Raw genomic sequence first — 15183 nt, 5'->3', positions numbered from 1 at the left:
CTCTTAATCTGCAGACTTCTGAATCGATTATTGTGCTGGCTTCACATCCGCCAGCTCGTCCATAGAGAAACGACCTTCACGGATGATTTCCCGCATTTTCTGAACTACCTGGCGACGCGCTGACTCTATCTGTTCCTGTGAGGTGTCAGACTCAGATACTTTCAGTTCGTTAATAATCCCCGCCCGTAATTTCGCTGGCAGCGCAGCCAATACGTGACGCTTAAACTCAATGGATGTATTGCATAAGGAGGCGGTCAGAACGCCTGCATCGATAGATCGTAACTCGTTCGAGATAATACGATCTGGCGTGCGCGACAGGTCAGCGTAGGTAAAGTACACCTGACGCAGTCTGTAATAGGTTTCGGGCTTCTCGGACTTCAGTGTTTTGAGCATCCGCGTCTCTTCACTGGTCGTCATACGATCAAGCATACCGATAAGAACAGACAGGCCGTCGGCGGTGATATTCTCGAACGAAGGCACAGTGAGTGAGGCTTTAGCCAAACGATCGGCAACATCTTTAAACGCCGATACAGGCAAGCTTTCAAACTGCCCAAGCTCGAAAGCAATGGCAGCGAGTTCCCGCTCGTCGAGACGTAGAATAATATCTGCAGAGCGTTGCGCAGGTAGCTGTGACATCACCAGAGCTTTAATACGTATATCTTCATCCTTGATGAGGTACAGTACCTGCGAGTCGTTCAGTTTATTCAGGAACGCAAACGGCTGGGTATTAGACGCATCATCCTGCTGGCGCTCAAGCCGCTGAGAAAACTGCTCCATGCCTTCAGAAAGTTGCTCTTCACTCCACTCTCCTTCCTGCAGCAATTCGTCAATCTGCTTCCAATCCGCAGGCGTCAAATGCGGCGCCAGACTGGCAAAAAGACTTTTCCCCATCGTGGCCGACAAGGAGGCAACTTCAAAGGCCTGGGCACTGCCAAGCGCCTGGGACACCGCCTGCTGAAAACGATGCGGCTGAGACAATCCCTGGCTAACTAAGCGCTGGCGAGATTCGTTAATCCGGTATCTGAGTGCCGCCGCCTCACCCTCTGACTGACGTGCTACAGAATGTTGGCTCACAGATTCGGTTCCGCTGGCTGCATTTACCGGTGCTGTGGACACAGGCTGATTAAGCCGACGCCACAGTGCCGCAAACGCCAGCACTAACAACAAGCCAACAACCAGCAAGGTCACCAGCCAGATCCAGGGGCTGTAAGACTCCCAGAACGTGAGTGGCGTTTCTTCTTTCTTCAGATGACTGAACGCCGTTTTGACGATGTTCAGCGTATCGCCACGGAGTTCATTAATCTGAGCTTTACGCGTGACCAGATTTTTAAGAAATTCTATCTGTTCATCTTTCAGTGCATTGTCGACGACCAGTGTAATTTCAAGCTTCTTGATGATATTGCGATAGCCAATCGTCTTTTCTGAAGGCTTACCACCGCTAGACTGGCTCTGACTTTGCTGCGCTACGTTCTTCAACTTGTCAGCGTAAGTGATTATCTCCTGACGCTCTTTCTCAAGTTGTTGTAGCTGACTACGCAGCGCCCTTAGCTTTTCATTATTTTCTTTAAGCAACGGCATTTCGCTGACGGGCAGGCCCGGCAGTTCTTCAAGCTCATCCATGCCAGTAGCGTCAATATCAGGAAGAGAGAGAGTGCCGCTTACCCGAGGCTCTGCGGGCAACTGTGGCGCTGCTGCTTGCTGTTGACCTTCAGAGTTCTCACGAACGACGGTGCGCGCTCGTTCGATGACTGCATCGACCTGAATGATAAACCGGTTATTGCCGAGATAAGATTCAATATCCTGACGAAGGCGCGCCTCCAGGTCACTTCGGAAACGTGCTTCTTCTACCTCGTCCTTTTTAACCGGAACCTCAAACGTGTCCTGAGCAAGAACAGGTAAAGCCGCAAAAAGAGCAATGGTTACCAGCCACGTCATTAATTCTTTCATCGTCACAGCCCCTTTCATCGCACACGAGCCAGACTAGCGCGTACCTGATCCAGCTCAGGATCAAGTTCTAATGCCTGCTCCCAGCTCGCTCTGGCCTCGGGTATCAGCCCCATCTTGTAGTAGATACTGCCTTTCAAGGCGTGCGCCTGGGCTGAATCAGGAATCACTTCTAACGCTGCATTCGTCTGATCCAGGGCTTCCCAATATTCTTTTTTATAGAAAAGACTCTGAGCCGAGAGAATGTGTTTCGTCATTGTTTCGCTGCGGCGCAGTTTTTCAGACTCCTGCTCGCTGATTTTTCCGTCGACATCAGTGTGGTTTTCAGCGGCACGATCTTCGGCAGCTTCATCCGATAGTCCATCGCTACCGGCAGATTTTTCTTCAGCGCTTTGCGGTAATTCCATGATGAATTTAACGTCAGAGTCGCCAGCATCAATGGTCATAAGAACATCGTACCCTGCGCCATAACGATGAATATGCATCAGACCATGTTGTTTCTTTGCCTTGTCAGAGATTTTTTCAAGTTGAGAAATTTCCTCAACAATGACTTCCTCTTCTGTTTTCTTCTCGGCCTCAACCGGTTTGCCCGGATCAACCCATGGGCTTGGGTTAAACCCTTTCACCAGACGGTTAGAGCGTTCGTGAGAGCACCCCTGAAGCCCCAGAGAGACCAGAAGCACTGCTGCAATAATTCCTGCTTTCATACTGACTCCTAAAATCTCAGGCCAAGAGAAAGGTCGTAGCTTGCGCCACCGATTTTCCCGGTATCTTCAAGACCCGAGACTTCACTCCACTTCGCCGTGCTTTCAGGAATGTAGGTCACGCCATAATCGATGAACCCATCTTTAAAGAACGGAAATTCAAAACCAAAACGGAAGACGATGGCATTGGTATCATTAAAGAATGCCTGCCCCATACCCAGGTACACTTTGGTATCAATCAGATCGTCCATGCTTGGAATATCGGCAATAATCCGTCCTTCCAGATTGATCCCCGAAATATCGAAGTTTTCGCGGTTAGAGAAGTTGCGGAAATATTCAAAGGCCAGGGTGTATTGAAGCTGGTCATCCAGACTGGTGGTTTCACGACGGCGAATACCAAAGACAGTCAGACCTTTCACATCTTCAGAGTCTGCACTGGAGAGATGATCACGTTCTGCGGAGATACCCCAGGCGCCGACAAGCAGTTCGTAGTTTACGCTATCGAAGCCCTGCACTTCCTCTTCGAGTGTGGTTTTCTTGGAGTATTCTTTCAGCCACAGAAGCTTGTTATCGCGGGCATCCACCATGCGTAAATTAATGGTGAACTTGTTGTCCTGAACGGAAGCGTTCCAGAAAAGAAATGCGTCTGCCCGGACATGCTGCCCGAGCTTACGTAATGCCTGATTGTCTGTAGCAGCATGGCTGATCTCAAGACGGTCTGCACGCATAGCGACTTGCGTAGTGCGGCATTCAAGGCACTGAATAATCTCGAAGCGCCCGCTGTCCAGCATACGCTTCATCAGTTTATTTTCGATCATCAGGTGCACTTGCTTCGGCACCTTACGATGCATCCTGTCACCATTGTGGTACAGGGCTACACGATTGATCTCTTCGGGCAGATCAATCAGCTCTTCTTTAACGAGTGTCTTATCGTCATCAAGTAACTGGGTAAAGCCGGTATACAGTGATGAGCGCATTTCAGGTGGCTCAAGCCCCGGAAGTGACTCCTGAGCCGACACCATAAATGGCAGGCAGAATATCAATACAGATATCAGTGGAGAAAGTGACCGTCGGAACATCAGATGCGTCCTGTATAAGTAGCGTAAAGCGAATACAGTCAGCTTAGTTCAGATCCCTTTTTTCACATGAAATGTAACTTATCCAAGTGTTTGATAAACAAATGTTTTTCTAAAAAGGAAAATGAGTACGACCAGAATATGACGGAGATAACCGACTTTTCCGCCAGTGCCCCGACTTTTGTAAACCGTTACGGCTCAGTTTCCCGACAAACTGATGTGGATGTCAGAACAATCACAGTGATCAGAGTGGCTAAGGTCAGAACTCCGTCACCCTGTTTTCATTGGTAACAAATTGTTGGGCGGATGACGCAGCTCAGGTAGACAGATGGTCACAAAGCGCGACCATTTCCAGATCGGCCTGCGTTACGCCGCCAGCATCATGACTCCACCAGGCCACAGCAAGCTCCCCCCAGGAAACCGTTATTTGGGGGTGGTGATTATATTTCTCTGCGAGATCAGCAACGCGCCCGGCAAACCGGAAAGCATCGATAAAATTATCGAAGGTCCAGATCCTGCGGACACAGGCAACACCGCCGACAGATTCACGGTGCCATTCCGGATAGCGAATAAGGTGAGACTTAAGTTCTTCTTCAGTGAGGACATCGGTCATACGAACTCCTTTGACGTATCGATTGTGTTAACTCACTGAGACAAAAAAAGGGAGCAATTGCTCCCTTCTTTACGCACGAATTTGCCAGTCAGTGGCCGCTGACACACAAGTGTCAGCTTTGACTGGAATCAAATCAGACTTCAGTGGCGTTAATGCGCGCAAACCACTCTTTTGGTCCGGTGTTGTGTACCGATTCGCCTTTGCTATCGACCGCAACAGTCACTGGCATATCTTCCACTTCGAACTCGTAGATTGCTTCCATACCCAGGTCATCAAAGCCGACAACTTTCGCGCCTTTAATCGCCTGAGACACCAGATAAGCAGCGCCACCCACGGCCATCAGGTAAACGGCTTCGTTGTCTTTAATCGCTTCAATCGCAATTGGACCACGTTCGGCTTTACCGATCATGCCCAGCAGACCGGTTTCTTCCAGAACGGTACGGGTGAACTTATCCATACGGGTTGCTGTGGTCGGGCCAGCAGGGCCAACAACCTCTTCGCGCACCGGATCAACCGGGCCCACGTAGTAGATAAAGCGACCTTTCAGATCAACCGGCAGTTCTTCACCTTTGGAGATCATGTCGACCATGCGCTTGTGCGCAGCGTCACGACCAGTGAGCATCTTGCCAGACAGCAGTACGGTTTCACCCGGCTGCCACTCTTTCACATCTTCTGGAGTGACGGTGTCGAGGTTGACGCGACGAACGCTGTCACCGACTTCCCAGCTGATTTCTGGCCAGTCTTCCAGTTTCGGCGCCTTCAGAGAAGCAGGGCCAGAACCGTCCAGTTCAAAATGGGTGTGACGGGTCGCTGCACAGTTAGGAATGATAGCCACTGGTTTATTCGCAGCGTGCGTTGGGTAGTCAGCTACTTTGATGTCGAGCACAGTGGTCAGACCGCCGAGGCCCTGAGCGCCAATACCCAGCTTGTTCACTTTCTCATACAGTTCAAGACGCAGCTCTTCAGAACGGGTCTGGGCACCGCGCTCCTGCAGTTCCTGAATATTTACCGGCTCAAGCAGGGCTTCTTTCGCAATCTGCATCGCTTTCTCTGCAGTACCGCCAATACCAATCCCCAGCATACCCGGTGGGCACCAACCTGCGCCCATCTTCGGCACCTGCTCCAGCACCCAGTCAACAATAGAGTCAGAGGGGTTGAGCATGGCAAACTTAGACTTCGCTTCAGAACCACCACCTTTCGCAGCCACGTGCACATCCACCGTGTTACCCGGTACTAACTTCATGTGGATGATGGCTGGTGTGTTGTCTTTGGTGTTTGCACGCTTACCGTCCGGATCAGCCAGAACAGAAGCACGCAGAACGTTGTCAGGGTGGGTGTATGCGCGACGAACACCTTCGTTACACATATCTTCGACACTCATGTCGCCTTCGAACTTAACGTCCATACCGATGGTCAGGAAAACCGTCACGATACCTGTGTCCTGACAGATCGGGCGCTTACCCATGGCACACATACGCGAGTTAATCAGAATCTGAGCCATCGCATCTTTTGCGGCTTTTGATTCTTCGCGCTCATACGCCTGGTGTACAGCATCGATAAAGTCTTTCGGGTGGTAGTAAGAAATGTATTGCAGAGCATCAGCAACGCTCTGAATCAGATCTTCTTGCTTGATCACAGTCATCGGGAGGTCTCTCTCTGGAGTTGCAAACGGCAGTCGTAAAAACGCCCACTGGTCAGTGGGCGTTTACTGATGGGCTTATTGTAGCCTAAGCCGGGCCACTCTTGAATCCGCGGCGCTTAAAACGGCCACCATTCTTCTTCAGTTGAACGGGGCTTCGCGCGAATACCTTCGGGGGCATCCGTCTCGTTGTTATCTTCTTCGATAAAGAAAGTCTGTGGCTCTTCCTGTTGTTCAGTTTCCTGAACTTTAGGAGCTGACTTGCTGGCTACGACCGTTTCATCCTGCGCGTCTTCATCACGTGCTTTTGCACGGATCAACTCACGACCATGGTGGTGCAGGCGTGTGTCGTTCATTTCACTGACTGCGAGGTCATGACCAACCAGCTGCAGGGGACCATCGCCGCCCAATGAGCCATCTTCCAGCATCACCATGTTCTGAGGATCAACTTCTGAATAACGCAGGTAATACACCTTACCCGCCTCAAGGTTCAGGTCGAAATCACTGTAGGTACGGAATACCAGATTACCGACGCCTTCGAAGCCGAAAATACCGCGGCGAACAACAAAGTCGTAGGTGCCCGGTTCCATTTCGTACCAGGTGTAGCCGCCGCCTTTGAAGTTAAACAGGCGTTCGCCATTCACGTTGAGGCTCGGCGCTTCGACTTCATCCATCGACCACTCAGTCGCTGGGCGATAGATATACACAAGCGCGTACTTTTCATAATCCCAACGATAACCAACGGATTTGTAGTACTGCCCTTTCGGCGAAAAAAGCCACTTAGGGTATGAACCAAAGTTGTCGAAGGTTGTAATGTGAACACTGCTGCAGCCGGCGATCATTGCGCTTACGGCGGCGGCAGAAAGAATTCTGATTGCTGTTTTTATCATTATTATGCCCTGTTACCGGCTATTGCATCTGCATCGGGTCGGGAGGTTTAACATCTGACAGCCACCCTACACCTATGGCGTAGTGTTACCAACTGTACAGAAAGTAAACCGTCGTGCTATATTGCATTCTACACATAATAACAAAAAGAAACAGCCACAAAGGGAAAGCAAACATGAAGAGTAGTCTGTACACACTTCCCCTCCTGTCGCTTCTGGCGGCGATGCCAGCCATGGCCGCTGACAGCCCGGAACAGGAAAGCGCCAAACAAGCCTACACCTCTCCAGAGATCGAAGTGGCGGTAGAAGCTGCACGTCGTTTTCCGGTGCAGACCGAATATGTGGGTTATGAATGGTATAACCGCACCACAAGCAAAAGTTTTCCTCTGCCGAAAATGCTCAATACTGAAATGAACGAGCTGATCGTTGAAGGCGCGATGGGGCCAACTGCTGCCGGTGTTGCAGCGGCTGAAGATGCGACCCGCCCTGTCAGACGTGTCGCACTTGGGCAGAGCAATGAAGACGAAGAAATTATCGAAACCGATGGCAATCTCCAGCCTTCACCCCGGGCAGACGTTAAGTTGCCACGTGAAGTCTTGATCAATGAATCGCGTGCCGTTAACCGCACCGGCGAGATGATCACGCGCCAGACCCGCTCCGTCGGGACAGTGACCGCGACAGCCCGCTGAGGAAACGTCTCGTGTCGATGCGTCTCTCTATTACAGCACTTATGTTGTCTGTGATTGCATGTCATGTATCTGCAGGTGGCAAATCAGCCACCTCGGAAGACTTCCGCAAAGCCCAGGATGACTACTACGCGAACGACCTCGATGCTGCAATCACCGAGGCTCGCGAGCGCACTCATCACTATGATTACAGCAGCGAGTTTCGTTACGAGCGGACAACCTCTCAAAGTATCCGTTTTTCGCGAATGCTGAATAACGAGCTGGAACAACAGCGCATAGAGACAGCGTCGCTCGCACCTACCAGTGCAGGCAACACGACAGAAGCCGGGCAGATAGATGCTGCAGACGGAGCTCAGGACGATGTCCGAGCCGTAGATTTCATCAGTCAGAACGAAAAACTGCCGAGCGCAGCTCCAATCAATGCCGCTCCCGCGGCAGCAGTCTCTCTACCATCATCAGGCATCTCTGTGCGGGTTAACCAGCGCTAGTCGCGGAGTCGCCGGCCTTCAGTCAGGCCAGGCGACTACGAATGATATCTCTTGCCTTCTTACCCATGAGCAACAACTGACGATCTCTGTGCCAGGTCTGCTGAAATTTGGCCGGAAGGGAAATTTGCAATAGTTCTTCAATAAGCGCATCAAACGCATCCAGCTGAGACCTATCATACCCCGTCGCGCCCGTACGATAGCCGTCCGCTAAAACCTTCATGCACTGAATCAGACTCTGGTGATCATGATGAGCTTCAGATACCCGCAAAACCCAGCCCGCAAAGGCAAGCAATACCATGACGTCTTCGTGGTAGCGAAAGGGTTTGTTAATGCACTGGTGGGCATCCTCTGCAAGGTACCCTGAATCTACCGGACTCGCGGTAAAATCGACCACATGGTGAGGCAGTTCAGGAATGACCGGCTGACCCGGTTTAGCAGGATGAGGAGAAACCCCATCTGCTTTCGCAGAGACGCGCTGACAAATGAGGCCTGACGCGGATCGCGCAATCACATACAGCCAGTCGATACCGTCCATTGCGAGCATGGCATGACTTTTCCGACCGCTGACAGCACCCGCCTCTATAGAAGTTTCCATTTCGGAAAGTGAGCGCAATCCTTTTTCTGACACACAAAGGCAGGCCCACTGCTCCGGTGGCAAGGCAGGGTCTACGGCCCTCATGGCAATCTGATAGGCAGAGAGAAACGCCGAAGCTGGAATGTCGGAGCGTAGTCCGGCAATAATGGCTGCCTCAGCAGGTGAGGCAGTACGAAGTAACCGAGCCAGGTTGATCCTCAACGTATATGGCGTCGTCACTGAGAGTGCGGGCATTTCTAAAGCCCGCACCCAGAGCTCAGGCAACATACAGATTAACCACCACTCATCGCGTTCTGAATACGATCGAGGCGAATCTGAATATCCTCAATCTCGAGTTTCATATTGGTCAGGTCATCATAACCAACAGAGCCGCCAGATGAAGGTCTGCTCTCCATATTCGCAACATCGCTGCGCAGGCTTTTGATACTGGAACCCAGCATTTCGATGTTCTCTTTATTCTGAGCTATGGAAATTTCCAGACCGGATGGCAAGGCTGCCACAGCATTCTCAAGTTCAGTCACTTTAGAACGGAGAGCTTTCAGATCCGAAGCACTGGCGCCAGATGCGCTGTTCATTGCAGTATTCAGGTTGCCCAGTTTTGCCGTATTGGCATCGATGTCAGCCCGGTTCCGCTTACTGGCGAGGTCCCAGAGTTTACGAATTTCATTATCCTGTTCGCGCAGTACAACCTTAAGGGCATCCACCGACAAATTGGCATTCTCACCCGATGCTGAGAGACGGTTTTCCAATGCCTCAATCTTACTGCCCTGCTGGAGAAGAATTTCCTGAGCGGCTGCGTACTTCTGATCAGACTTCTGCAGAAGCGTGTACATATAACCCGCGGCGCCTAGTGCACCCAGTGCAATCACAAGACCTGCCGCAGCCAGCCCGGAGGAGGCTGATGAGCCCGATGCTTTTGACGCGGCCGCAGGTGGAGGTGGCGGTGTCGCTGCTGCAGCATCTGCCGGAGTGCTTCGCTTCGTAGCTCCCGCTTGCGCAAGGCGTTGCTGAGCCTGGCGCCGCAACTGTTGTTGGCGCAGCGCGATTTCTTCCTCAGTCGGTTTCATTTTTTCTACCTTTATTGTTATTGGCTTACTACTGCTTCCCCACAGCACCATCGAAGCCGGACAAACATGCGCCCGGCTAACCGGAAAAGTTTGCTCAGTTTGTGCAACAGATATTTCCATCGCCCTGGCAACGGCTCCCTGTTTCCGGCGCACTTGCGCGCCTCAACATACCTCAAACCCACGCCAGCTGGGAACATGTAGTGTCCATGAATGTCTACCAGTTGGCAATTTGTAAAGAATTGATCAAGAAGACCTCTATAAACAAGGGGTTATAACGACGTAGCCGGTAATAAGGGCCGGTGTTATTATTTTGAGGAATATAAAAGACGGGCTATTGAAAAGATACTTTTCGACCCCATGTAGGTCGTAACGGACATTTCAAGAGATCCGGCAATCAACCTGAAAATGGAGAGAGACCATGGCGTTCGAACTTCCTGCACTGCCTTACGAAAAAAATGCACTGGAGCCACACATTTCATCTGAGACTCTGGACTTCCACTACGGCAAGCACCACAACACCTACGTTCAGAAGCTGAACGGTCTGGTTGAAGGTACTGATCTCGAAGGCAAAAGCCTGGAAGACATCATCAAGACTTCTTCAGGTGGCGTTTTCAACAACGCAGCTCAAATCTGGAACCACACTTTCTACTGGAACAGCCTGAGCCCTAACGGTGGCGGCGAGCCAACTGGCGCAGTTGCTGATGCCATCAATGCAGCTTTCGGTTCTTTCGAAGACTTCAAAGCTAAATTCAACGATATGGCTGTGAACAACTTCGGTTCAAGCTGGACTTGGCTGGTGAAGAAAGCTGACGGTTCTCTGGACATCGTAAACACCTCTAACGCTGGCACGCCGATCACTGAAGGCCTGACTCCACTGATCACTGTTGACCTGTGGGAACACGCTTACTACATCGACTACCGCAACGTTCGTCCTGATTACCTGAAAGGTTTCTGGGCGCTGGTTAACTGGGACTTCGCGAACGAAAACTTCGCTAAGTAATTCAGTGCCAGAATAAAAAGGGAGCTATGCTCCCTTTTTTTGTGTCTGCCCTCCAAGGAAACTAATCATGTCTTTTAATCTGCTGCTAGCTTCCAGCTCACCGTATCGGGCAGAGCTTCTTAAGCGTCTGCGTATTCCATTCAGTCAAGCATCGCCAGACATTGATGAGACGCCACTTGCAGACGAAACACCTCAGGAGTATGTGTTGCGTCTGGCTAAGGAAAAAGCACGAGCATTACACACCCGTCATCCAGACAGCTGGATTATCGGCAGCGATCAGACCTGTGTAATCGACGGCCAGCCGGTGGGCAAGGCAGGTACAGAAGAAAAAGCACTTGGGCAGTTAAAGCGTGTTAAAGGCCAGAAGATCACTTTTCTGACAGGCCTCTGCCTGCTGTCACCAGCGGGCGATGAATACACGCTGACGGAGCCTTTTCACGTGCACTTCAATGATCTTTCGGATGAAGCCCTGAAACGCTACATCAGTATCGAACAGCCGTTAGACTGTGCCGGTAGTTTCAAAGTCGAAGGGTTAGGGATCACGCTCTTTTCAGCGCTGGAAGGACGGGATATGAACGCCCTGATCGGGCTGCCTATGATAGGCCTGTGTGAATTAATGCGTCAGGCAGGTTTAGAGCCACTGGCATTAGCGGAGGCCTGAGCCTCCACCCGCCAGCATGGATCACTTGTTCTGCATCGGCAGGCCTTTAAACAGGCGCTGCAGTTGCATGTCGGCTTCATCGATACCGAGTTCTTCAGAAACGGTAAACTCCCAGATGCCGTTAAATTTCTCGCGAGTAAGGTCTTTCGCTTTACCGCCATCACCAACGATCGTTGGGCGCAGGAACACCATCAGATTACTCTTCACCTGATTCACGCTCTTCGAGCGGAACAACCAACCCAGCAAAGGAATATCTCCCAGCAGCGGCACCTTGCTGACAACTTCGCGTACGTCATCACGAATCAACCCACCCAGCACGATGGTTTCGCCATCATCAGACAGAATCATGGTTTTGATTGAGCGCTTATTCGTGATCAGGTCGGCACTGCCCGCGACGGTCGTGTTTGAAACCGATTCCGCAGTTGCTTCAACTTCCAGGCGAATCGCTTCACCATCATGAATGTGAGGAATCACTTTCAACGTCACACCCACATCCTGGCGGTCAATGGTCGTGAACGGGTTCGTGTTGGTGCTTGATGCCGTCTGGCCAGTCACGAACGGAACGTTCTGACCAACAACAATCTCAGCTTCCTGGTTATCCAGTGTCATGATGCTCGGCGTTGAGAGCAGATTGGTTGAAGAGTTACTCTTCAGAGCCTGAATAATCACACCAAAATCAATATCACCACCCGACTCTTTAAAGCCACCAATGGTCAGGCCTTGCCCAACGGCAGAAGCATAGTCACCTGTGGCCACACCGGTAGCAATGGTCGCAAGGCCCGGTCCAGCGTTGTTGAAATTCGTGCCTGCAACCGGAGAATCCAGATCACCACGTACCCACTGAACACCAAGAGCATCGCTGGTATCGCCAGTTACTTCAATAATTGCCGATTCGATCAGCACTTGTGCACGACGCACATCAAGGGAATTTACCAGCTCCTGTACTTCTTTCAGGATGGAAGGCTCAGCACGGACAACCAGAGCGTTCAGGTCTTCGTCGGCATGAATACCAATATCACCTTTAACTTTCGCTTCGTCACCAGAACCTGACGCTTCACCCATCAGGTTCTTCAGCATTTCCGCCAGCTTGGTTGCGTCGGCATATTGCAGGCGGATCACCTGAGCGCTGCCGCTGAAATATGACGGCTGGTCAAGCTGTTCGATCAGACCACGAATACGTTCACGCGCCGTTTTCTCGCCCTTGATAATCAGGCGGTTACTGCGCTCATCGGCAACAACACGAATGCTGCCTGCTGTATTGTTGTTATCCGTCGTGCCCTGCGACACCTTAGAAGGATCAAGGCTCTGCAGCATGGTAACGACATTGCCCACCCAGGCTTCTTTCAACTGAACCACTTCCAGTTCTTCTGAGCCGGAACGGTCCAGTCGGTCAATAATTTCTTCGATGCGGTTAATGTTGATCGCATGGTCAGAGATGATCAGTGCATTCGCGGATTTCACGCCAGCAAGGTGACCGTACTTGGCCACCAATGGACGCAGAATAGGCACCAGATCCAGCGCCGGCGTATTCTTGATCATAATGACTTTGGTCAGCAGCTCCTGACTGTCGACCGCCGCACGTTCTTCAAGGCTGCGGCCGGCCTGCTTCACATCATTCTGCTGAATGACCAGAGTGACATCGCCCGCAGGAACAGCAGCGAGGCCATGGATCTGCAACACGGATAAGAAAAGCTCATACACGCCTTCCTGATTCATTGGCTCGCTGGAGAGCACACTGACTTTGCCCTTAACCCGTGGATCAAGAACAAAGCTCTTACCAGTAATATCAGCAACCTGACTGATGAATGCCTCAATATCGGCATCCTTCAGGTTAATCTGCCAGCTTTCCTCTGCTTGCAGCGGCATAGCCATGCCTGCCATCAGCAACACGGCTATCAGCCAACGTCTGAGCAACATCAGTTCCGAGCTCCAAAACTCTGATTAATCATAAAACGACTATTACCGCGCTGAACTTCAATCTGCGCACGGCCTTCCTGCATCACCTGATCAAGTAACGCCTGATCAGACGACGCGTCTCCCAACTGCTGCCCGTTAATAGAGAGCAGCACATCGCCGGGTTTCATACCGGCTTTCAATAATATTGAGCTGTTATCAACGCGATAACCTTCACCAACGCCCACAGATTCAAGCCCCAGCCCCTCAATAACGGCTTCTGGTGACTCCGTTGCCGCTTCGCTGGCGATACCCATAAAGTCTGATGGGCGACGGATACGGCTGAAACGATCACGAAGCTGAGATGCGCGTTCTTCACGGACCTGACGCGGCGCTGGTTCCGGTGCACGGGCAGAAACACCAACACCACGCGGTGAGAATTCTTCGAACTTGAGAGTCTCCAGCTTACCCGCGGTATCAAGAATCACTTTATCGGGATACACACCTGCCAGTTTGGTTCGGCCCTGAACCACATCACCCACACGGTAGAAGTCACCCTTCCCGCCTTTCTGAGCAATGATCGCACTCGACATTTCGGCCGTGCTCGATTGCATGACACCCAGAAGTTCGAGGCGTAGGCGGGTATCCGGTGCATCCACTTCTTTTACCGCCACGACGGGCTCGGCACCGACTTCACCAAATAAGTGGTATTGCGCAGCACTCACCTGAGGAGTTTTAGCGGCAGAGGACTGCCCTGCCACAGGTGCCTTCAGTATAAGTGGCTCGGGCGCCAGCACCATCCAGAAGATCTTCGCCAGTAGCCAGGCCGTCAACAAGGTGAGCACAACGTACGCAAGGCGCTTCGCCCAGCGTTGCCACGGGGTCAATTCAACTGACTGATTCACTACAGCGACCATCGTTTATCAAAGCGCTCAGGTTATAGAAACTTCTGCGACACTTCAAAAATAACCGTGTCTGCATCTGCTTGTTTGTCAGGCCAGCTCTGACCTGCAATATCCACGGCACGACGCAGTACTGTCATGCCCCCCCAACCGTCTTCCTGAAGAAATAGCTGCCCAAGAGGTTCACCATCGGCTGTCGCCACAGGCACAGTCACTTTAGGCCCGTCCATAACGATGTTCGCCACCAGCATCGGGAGTTCAGTATCAATTGACTGGCGCTCTACGCGTGCACGAAGCTGACCGCCCGAATACACCAGCTGTCCGGAAATATCGTTGATGCCCTGATCGGCAATGGAGATATCTGCATTGAGGCGGCTCAATTCAAAGCTGCCATCAAGATTCGCCCGTGCCTGCATTAACAGAGGCGCCAGTGCCGACGAATCCAGATAACCATTCAGATCTTCAATAATGACGCGTTCAGGCAAGCCTGCGTATAACCCTGTTGCCAGTGCTGCACCTGTCAGGCGAATGTTTTCGCCTTCGGCGTTGATAGCCAGGTCTGCGTTGCCGAGCAGCAGCGACAGCGGGCTTAATTCCCAGTCAGCGGCAATCGTGCCAGCTTGAGGAACACCAACGTCTGCCCGCCCCTGCCACAATGTGCCAGTCGGATTCTGAATCCGCACAGGCAAGTCCCGGGCGTAGGGCTCGGCGTATTTCCAAAGGAAGTGGATAGGTGTGGTAGCAACCACTATCAGGATGAAAGCCAGCAAACCAAGCAGTATGTACCACTTTGCTGACCATACGGCACGCAGCATAATTTTTATTCTGTCCTTGTTTCCGGTCGGACATTCTACCAGCAGGGGATGTAAATTTAACCTGACTTCAAACAGATGGCGTAAATAATGGTCAACCAGCCTGTGTATTCAGACACAATAAGAGCAGGTTAACAGGGTTTTATGACAGCCGTGTAACAAAAATGTCTTTTTTGATCCGGCTTCAGGAGCCCCCGATCAGTTCAGCCTCGGGGG

General features: G+C 51.6%; 15 protein-coding genes. 4 read left to right on the top strand and 11 right to left on the bottom strand.

From position 1 onward, the window contains the following. Positions 1 to 27: 27 nt before the first annotated feature. From B2067_RS04600 to B2067_RS04575, 6 genes are all read right to left on the bottom strand, one after another. Positions 28 to 1947, bottom strand: coding sequence for a FliG C-terminal domain-containing protein (locus B2067_RS04600; protein ID WP_301387615.1), 1920 nt, complete (start codon positions 1945 to 1947; stop codon positions 28 to 30). Between the two features lie 14 nt (positions 1948 to 1961). Beyond that, the gene (locus B2067_RS04595; protein ID WP_297531167.1) at positions 1962 to 2651 is read right to left on the bottom strand and encodes a tetratricopeptide repeat protein; all 690 of its coding nucleotides are present in this window, start codon (positions 2649 to 2651) and stop codon (positions 1962 to 1964) included. Positions 2652 to 2659: 8 nt separating this feature from the next. Continuing rightward, entirely contained in the window at positions 2660 to 3727 is a 1068-nt protein-coding gene (locus tag B2067_RS04590; protein ID WP_297531165.1) for a hypothetical protein, read from the bottom strand. A gap of 313 nt (positions 3728 to 4040) precedes the next feature. Then, the gene (locus B2067_RS04585) at positions 4041 to 4337 is read right to left on the bottom strand and encodes a 4a-hydroxytetrahydrobiopterin dehydratase (RefSeq protein WP_068444612.1); all 297 of its coding nucleotides are present in this window, start codon (positions 4335 to 4337) and stop codon (positions 4041 to 4043) included. A gap of 133 nt (positions 4338 to 4470) precedes the next feature. After that, entirely contained in the window at positions 4471 to 5979 is a 1509-nt protein-coding gene (locus B2067_RS04580) for a fumarate hydratase (RefSeq protein WP_068444614.1), read from the bottom strand. A 116-nt stretch (positions 5980 to 6095) separates the two neighbouring features. Continuing rightward, positions 6096 to 6866: a DUF2846 domain-containing protein gene (locus tag B2067_RS04575; RefSeq protein ID WP_301387614.1), complete on the bottom strand. Its 771-nt coding sequence runs from the start codon at positions 6864 to 6866 to the stop codon at positions 6096 to 6098. A 173-nt stretch (positions 6867 to 7039) separates the two neighbouring features. Here B2067_RS04575 and B2067_RS04570 point away from each other — a divergent pair, with 173 nt between their 5' ends. Then, the gene (locus B2067_RS04570; RefSeq protein ID WP_301387612.1) at positions 7040 to 7552 is read left to right on the top strand and encodes a hypothetical protein; all 513 of its coding nucleotides are present in this window, start codon (positions 7040 to 7042) and stop codon (positions 7550 to 7552) included. Between the two features lie 11 nt (positions 7553 to 7563). After that, on the top strand, positions 7564 to 8037 hold the full coding sequence (locus B2067_RS04565) for a hypothetical protein (protein ID WP_301387611.1): 474 nt from the start codon (positions 7564 to 7566) through the stop codon (positions 8035 to 8037). A gap of 22 nt (positions 8038 to 8059) precedes the next feature. On the opposite strand, the gene B2067_RS04560 is transcribed toward B2067_RS04565, so the two are convergent. Together B2067_RS04560 and B2067_RS04555 are read right to left on the bottom strand one after the other, a co-directional pair. Next, entirely contained in the window at positions 8060 to 8899 is an 840-nt protein-coding gene (locus tag B2067_RS04560) for a hypothetical protein (protein WP_068444627.1), read from the bottom strand. A gap of 5 nt (positions 8900 to 8904) precedes the next feature. After that, positions 8905 to 9699 carry a hypothetical protein gene (locus B2067_RS04555; protein WP_301387610.1) on the bottom strand — a complete coding sequence of 265 codons (795 nt, stop codon included), beginning with the start codon at positions 9697 to 9699 and terminating at the stop codon, positions 8905 to 8907. A gap of 418 nt (positions 9700 to 10117) precedes the next feature. On the opposite strand from B2067_RS04555, the gene sodB reads away from it, so the two are divergent. Together sodB and B2067_RS04545 are read left to right on the top strand one after the other, a co-directional pair. Further along, positions 10118 to 10699, top strand: a complete 582-nt coding sequence (gene sodB / locus B2067_RS04550) for a superoxide dismutase [Fe] (RefSeq protein WP_068444633.1) — start codon at positions 10118 to 10120, stop codon at positions 10697 to 10699. Positions 10700 to 10766: 67 nt separating this feature from the next. After that, positions 10767 to 11360 carry a Maf family protein gene (locus B2067_RS04545; protein ID WP_301387608.1) on the top strand — a complete coding sequence of 198 codons (594 nt, stop codon included), beginning with the start codon at positions 10767 to 10769 and terminating at the stop codon, positions 11358 to 11360. A gap of 21 nt (positions 11361 to 11381) precedes the next feature. Here B2067_RS04545 and gspD read toward each other — a convergent pair whose 3' ends face one another. Genes gspD through gspN form a run of 3 tightly spaced genes read right to left on the bottom strand, consistent with a single transcriptional unit; the run spans position 11382 to position 14970 of the window. After that, entirely contained in the window at positions 11382 to 13277 is a 1896-nt protein-coding gene (gene gspD, locus B2067_RS04540) for a type II secretion system secretin GspD (protein ID WP_068444636.1), read from the bottom strand. Then, the gene (locus B2067_RS04535; RefSeq protein ID WP_301387607.1) at positions 13277 to 14158 is read right to left on the bottom strand and encodes a type II secretion system protein N; all 882 of its coding nucleotides are present in this window, start codon (positions 14156 to 14158) and stop codon (positions 13277 to 13279) included. Before B2067_RS04535 ends, gspD begins: the two co-directional genes overlap by 1 nt. Positions 14159 to 14190: 32 nt before the next feature. Beyond that, complete coding sequence (gene gspN / locus B2067_RS04530) at positions 14191 to 14970, bottom strand: type II secretion system protein N (RefSeq protein ID WP_068435107.1); 780 nt, start codon at positions 14968 to 14970, stop codon at positions 14191 to 14193. Between the last annotated feature and the right edge of the window lie 213 nt (positions 14971 to 15183).

Source organism: Thalassolituus sp. UBA2590, assembly GCF_002339775.1.
Classification (GTDB): Bacteria; Pseudomonadota; Gammaproteobacteria; order Pseudomonadales; family Oceanobacteraceae; genus Thalassolituus.
This window is presented reverse-complemented; position numbering and strand designations above follow the sequence as displayed.

What these genes read in the sequence shown, in the direction of transcription:
- gspN (WP_068435107.1), bottom strand. Translation starts at nt 14,970, where the DNA reads ATGCTGCGTGCCGTATGGTCAGCAAAGTGGTACATACTGCTTGGTTTG.
- B2067_RS04575 (WP_301387614.1), bottom strand. Translation starts at nt 6,866, where the DNA reads ATGATAAAAACAGCAATCAGAATTCTTTCTGCCGCCGCCGTAAGCGCA.
- B2067_RS04590 (WP_297531165.1), bottom strand. Translation starts at nt 3,727, where the DNA reads ATGTTCCGACGGTCACTTTCTCCACTGATATCTGTATTGATATTCTGC.
- B2067_RS04545 (WP_301387608.1), top strand. Translation starts at nt 10,767, where the DNA reads ATGTCTTTTAATCTGCTGCTAGCTTCCAGCTCACCGTATCGGGCAGAG.
- gspD (WP_068444636.1), bottom strand. Translation starts at nt 13,277, where the DNA reads ATGTTGCTCAGACGTTGGCTGATAGCCGTGTTGCTGATGGCAGGCATG.
- sodB (WP_068444633.1), top strand. Translation starts at nt 10,118, where the DNA reads ATGGCGTTCGAACTTCCTGCACTGCCTTACGAAAAAAATGCACTGGAG.
- B2067_RS04585 (WP_068444612.1), bottom strand. Translation starts at nt 4,337, where the DNA reads ATGACCGATGTCCTCACTGAAGAAGAACTTAAGTCTCACCTTATTCGC.
- B2067_RS04555 (WP_301387610.1), bottom strand. Translation starts at nt 9,699, where the DNA reads ATGAAACCGACTGAGGAAGAAATCGCGCTGCGCCAACAACAGTTGCGG.
- B2067_RS04560 (WP_068444627.1), bottom strand. Translation starts at nt 8,899, where the DNA reads ATGTTGCCTGAGCTCTGGGTGCGGGCTTTAGAAATGCCCGCACTCTCA.
- B2067_RS04570 (WP_301387612.1), top strand. Translation starts at nt 7,040, where the DNA reads ATGAAGAGTAGTCTGTACACACTTCCCCTCCTGTCGCTTCTGGCGGCG.
- B2067_RS04595 (WP_297531167.1), bottom strand. Translation starts at nt 2,651, where the DNA reads ATGAAAGCAGGAATTATTGCAGCAGTGCTTCTGGTCTCTCTGGGGCTT.
- B2067_RS04580 (WP_068444614.1), bottom strand. Translation starts at nt 5,979, where the DNA reads ATGACTGTGATCAAGCAAGAAGATCTGATTCAGAGCGTTGCTGATGCT.
- B2067_RS04600 (WP_301387615.1), bottom strand. Translation starts at nt 1,947, where the DNA reads ATGAAAGAATTAATGACGTGGCTGGTAACCATTGCTCTTTTTGCGGCT.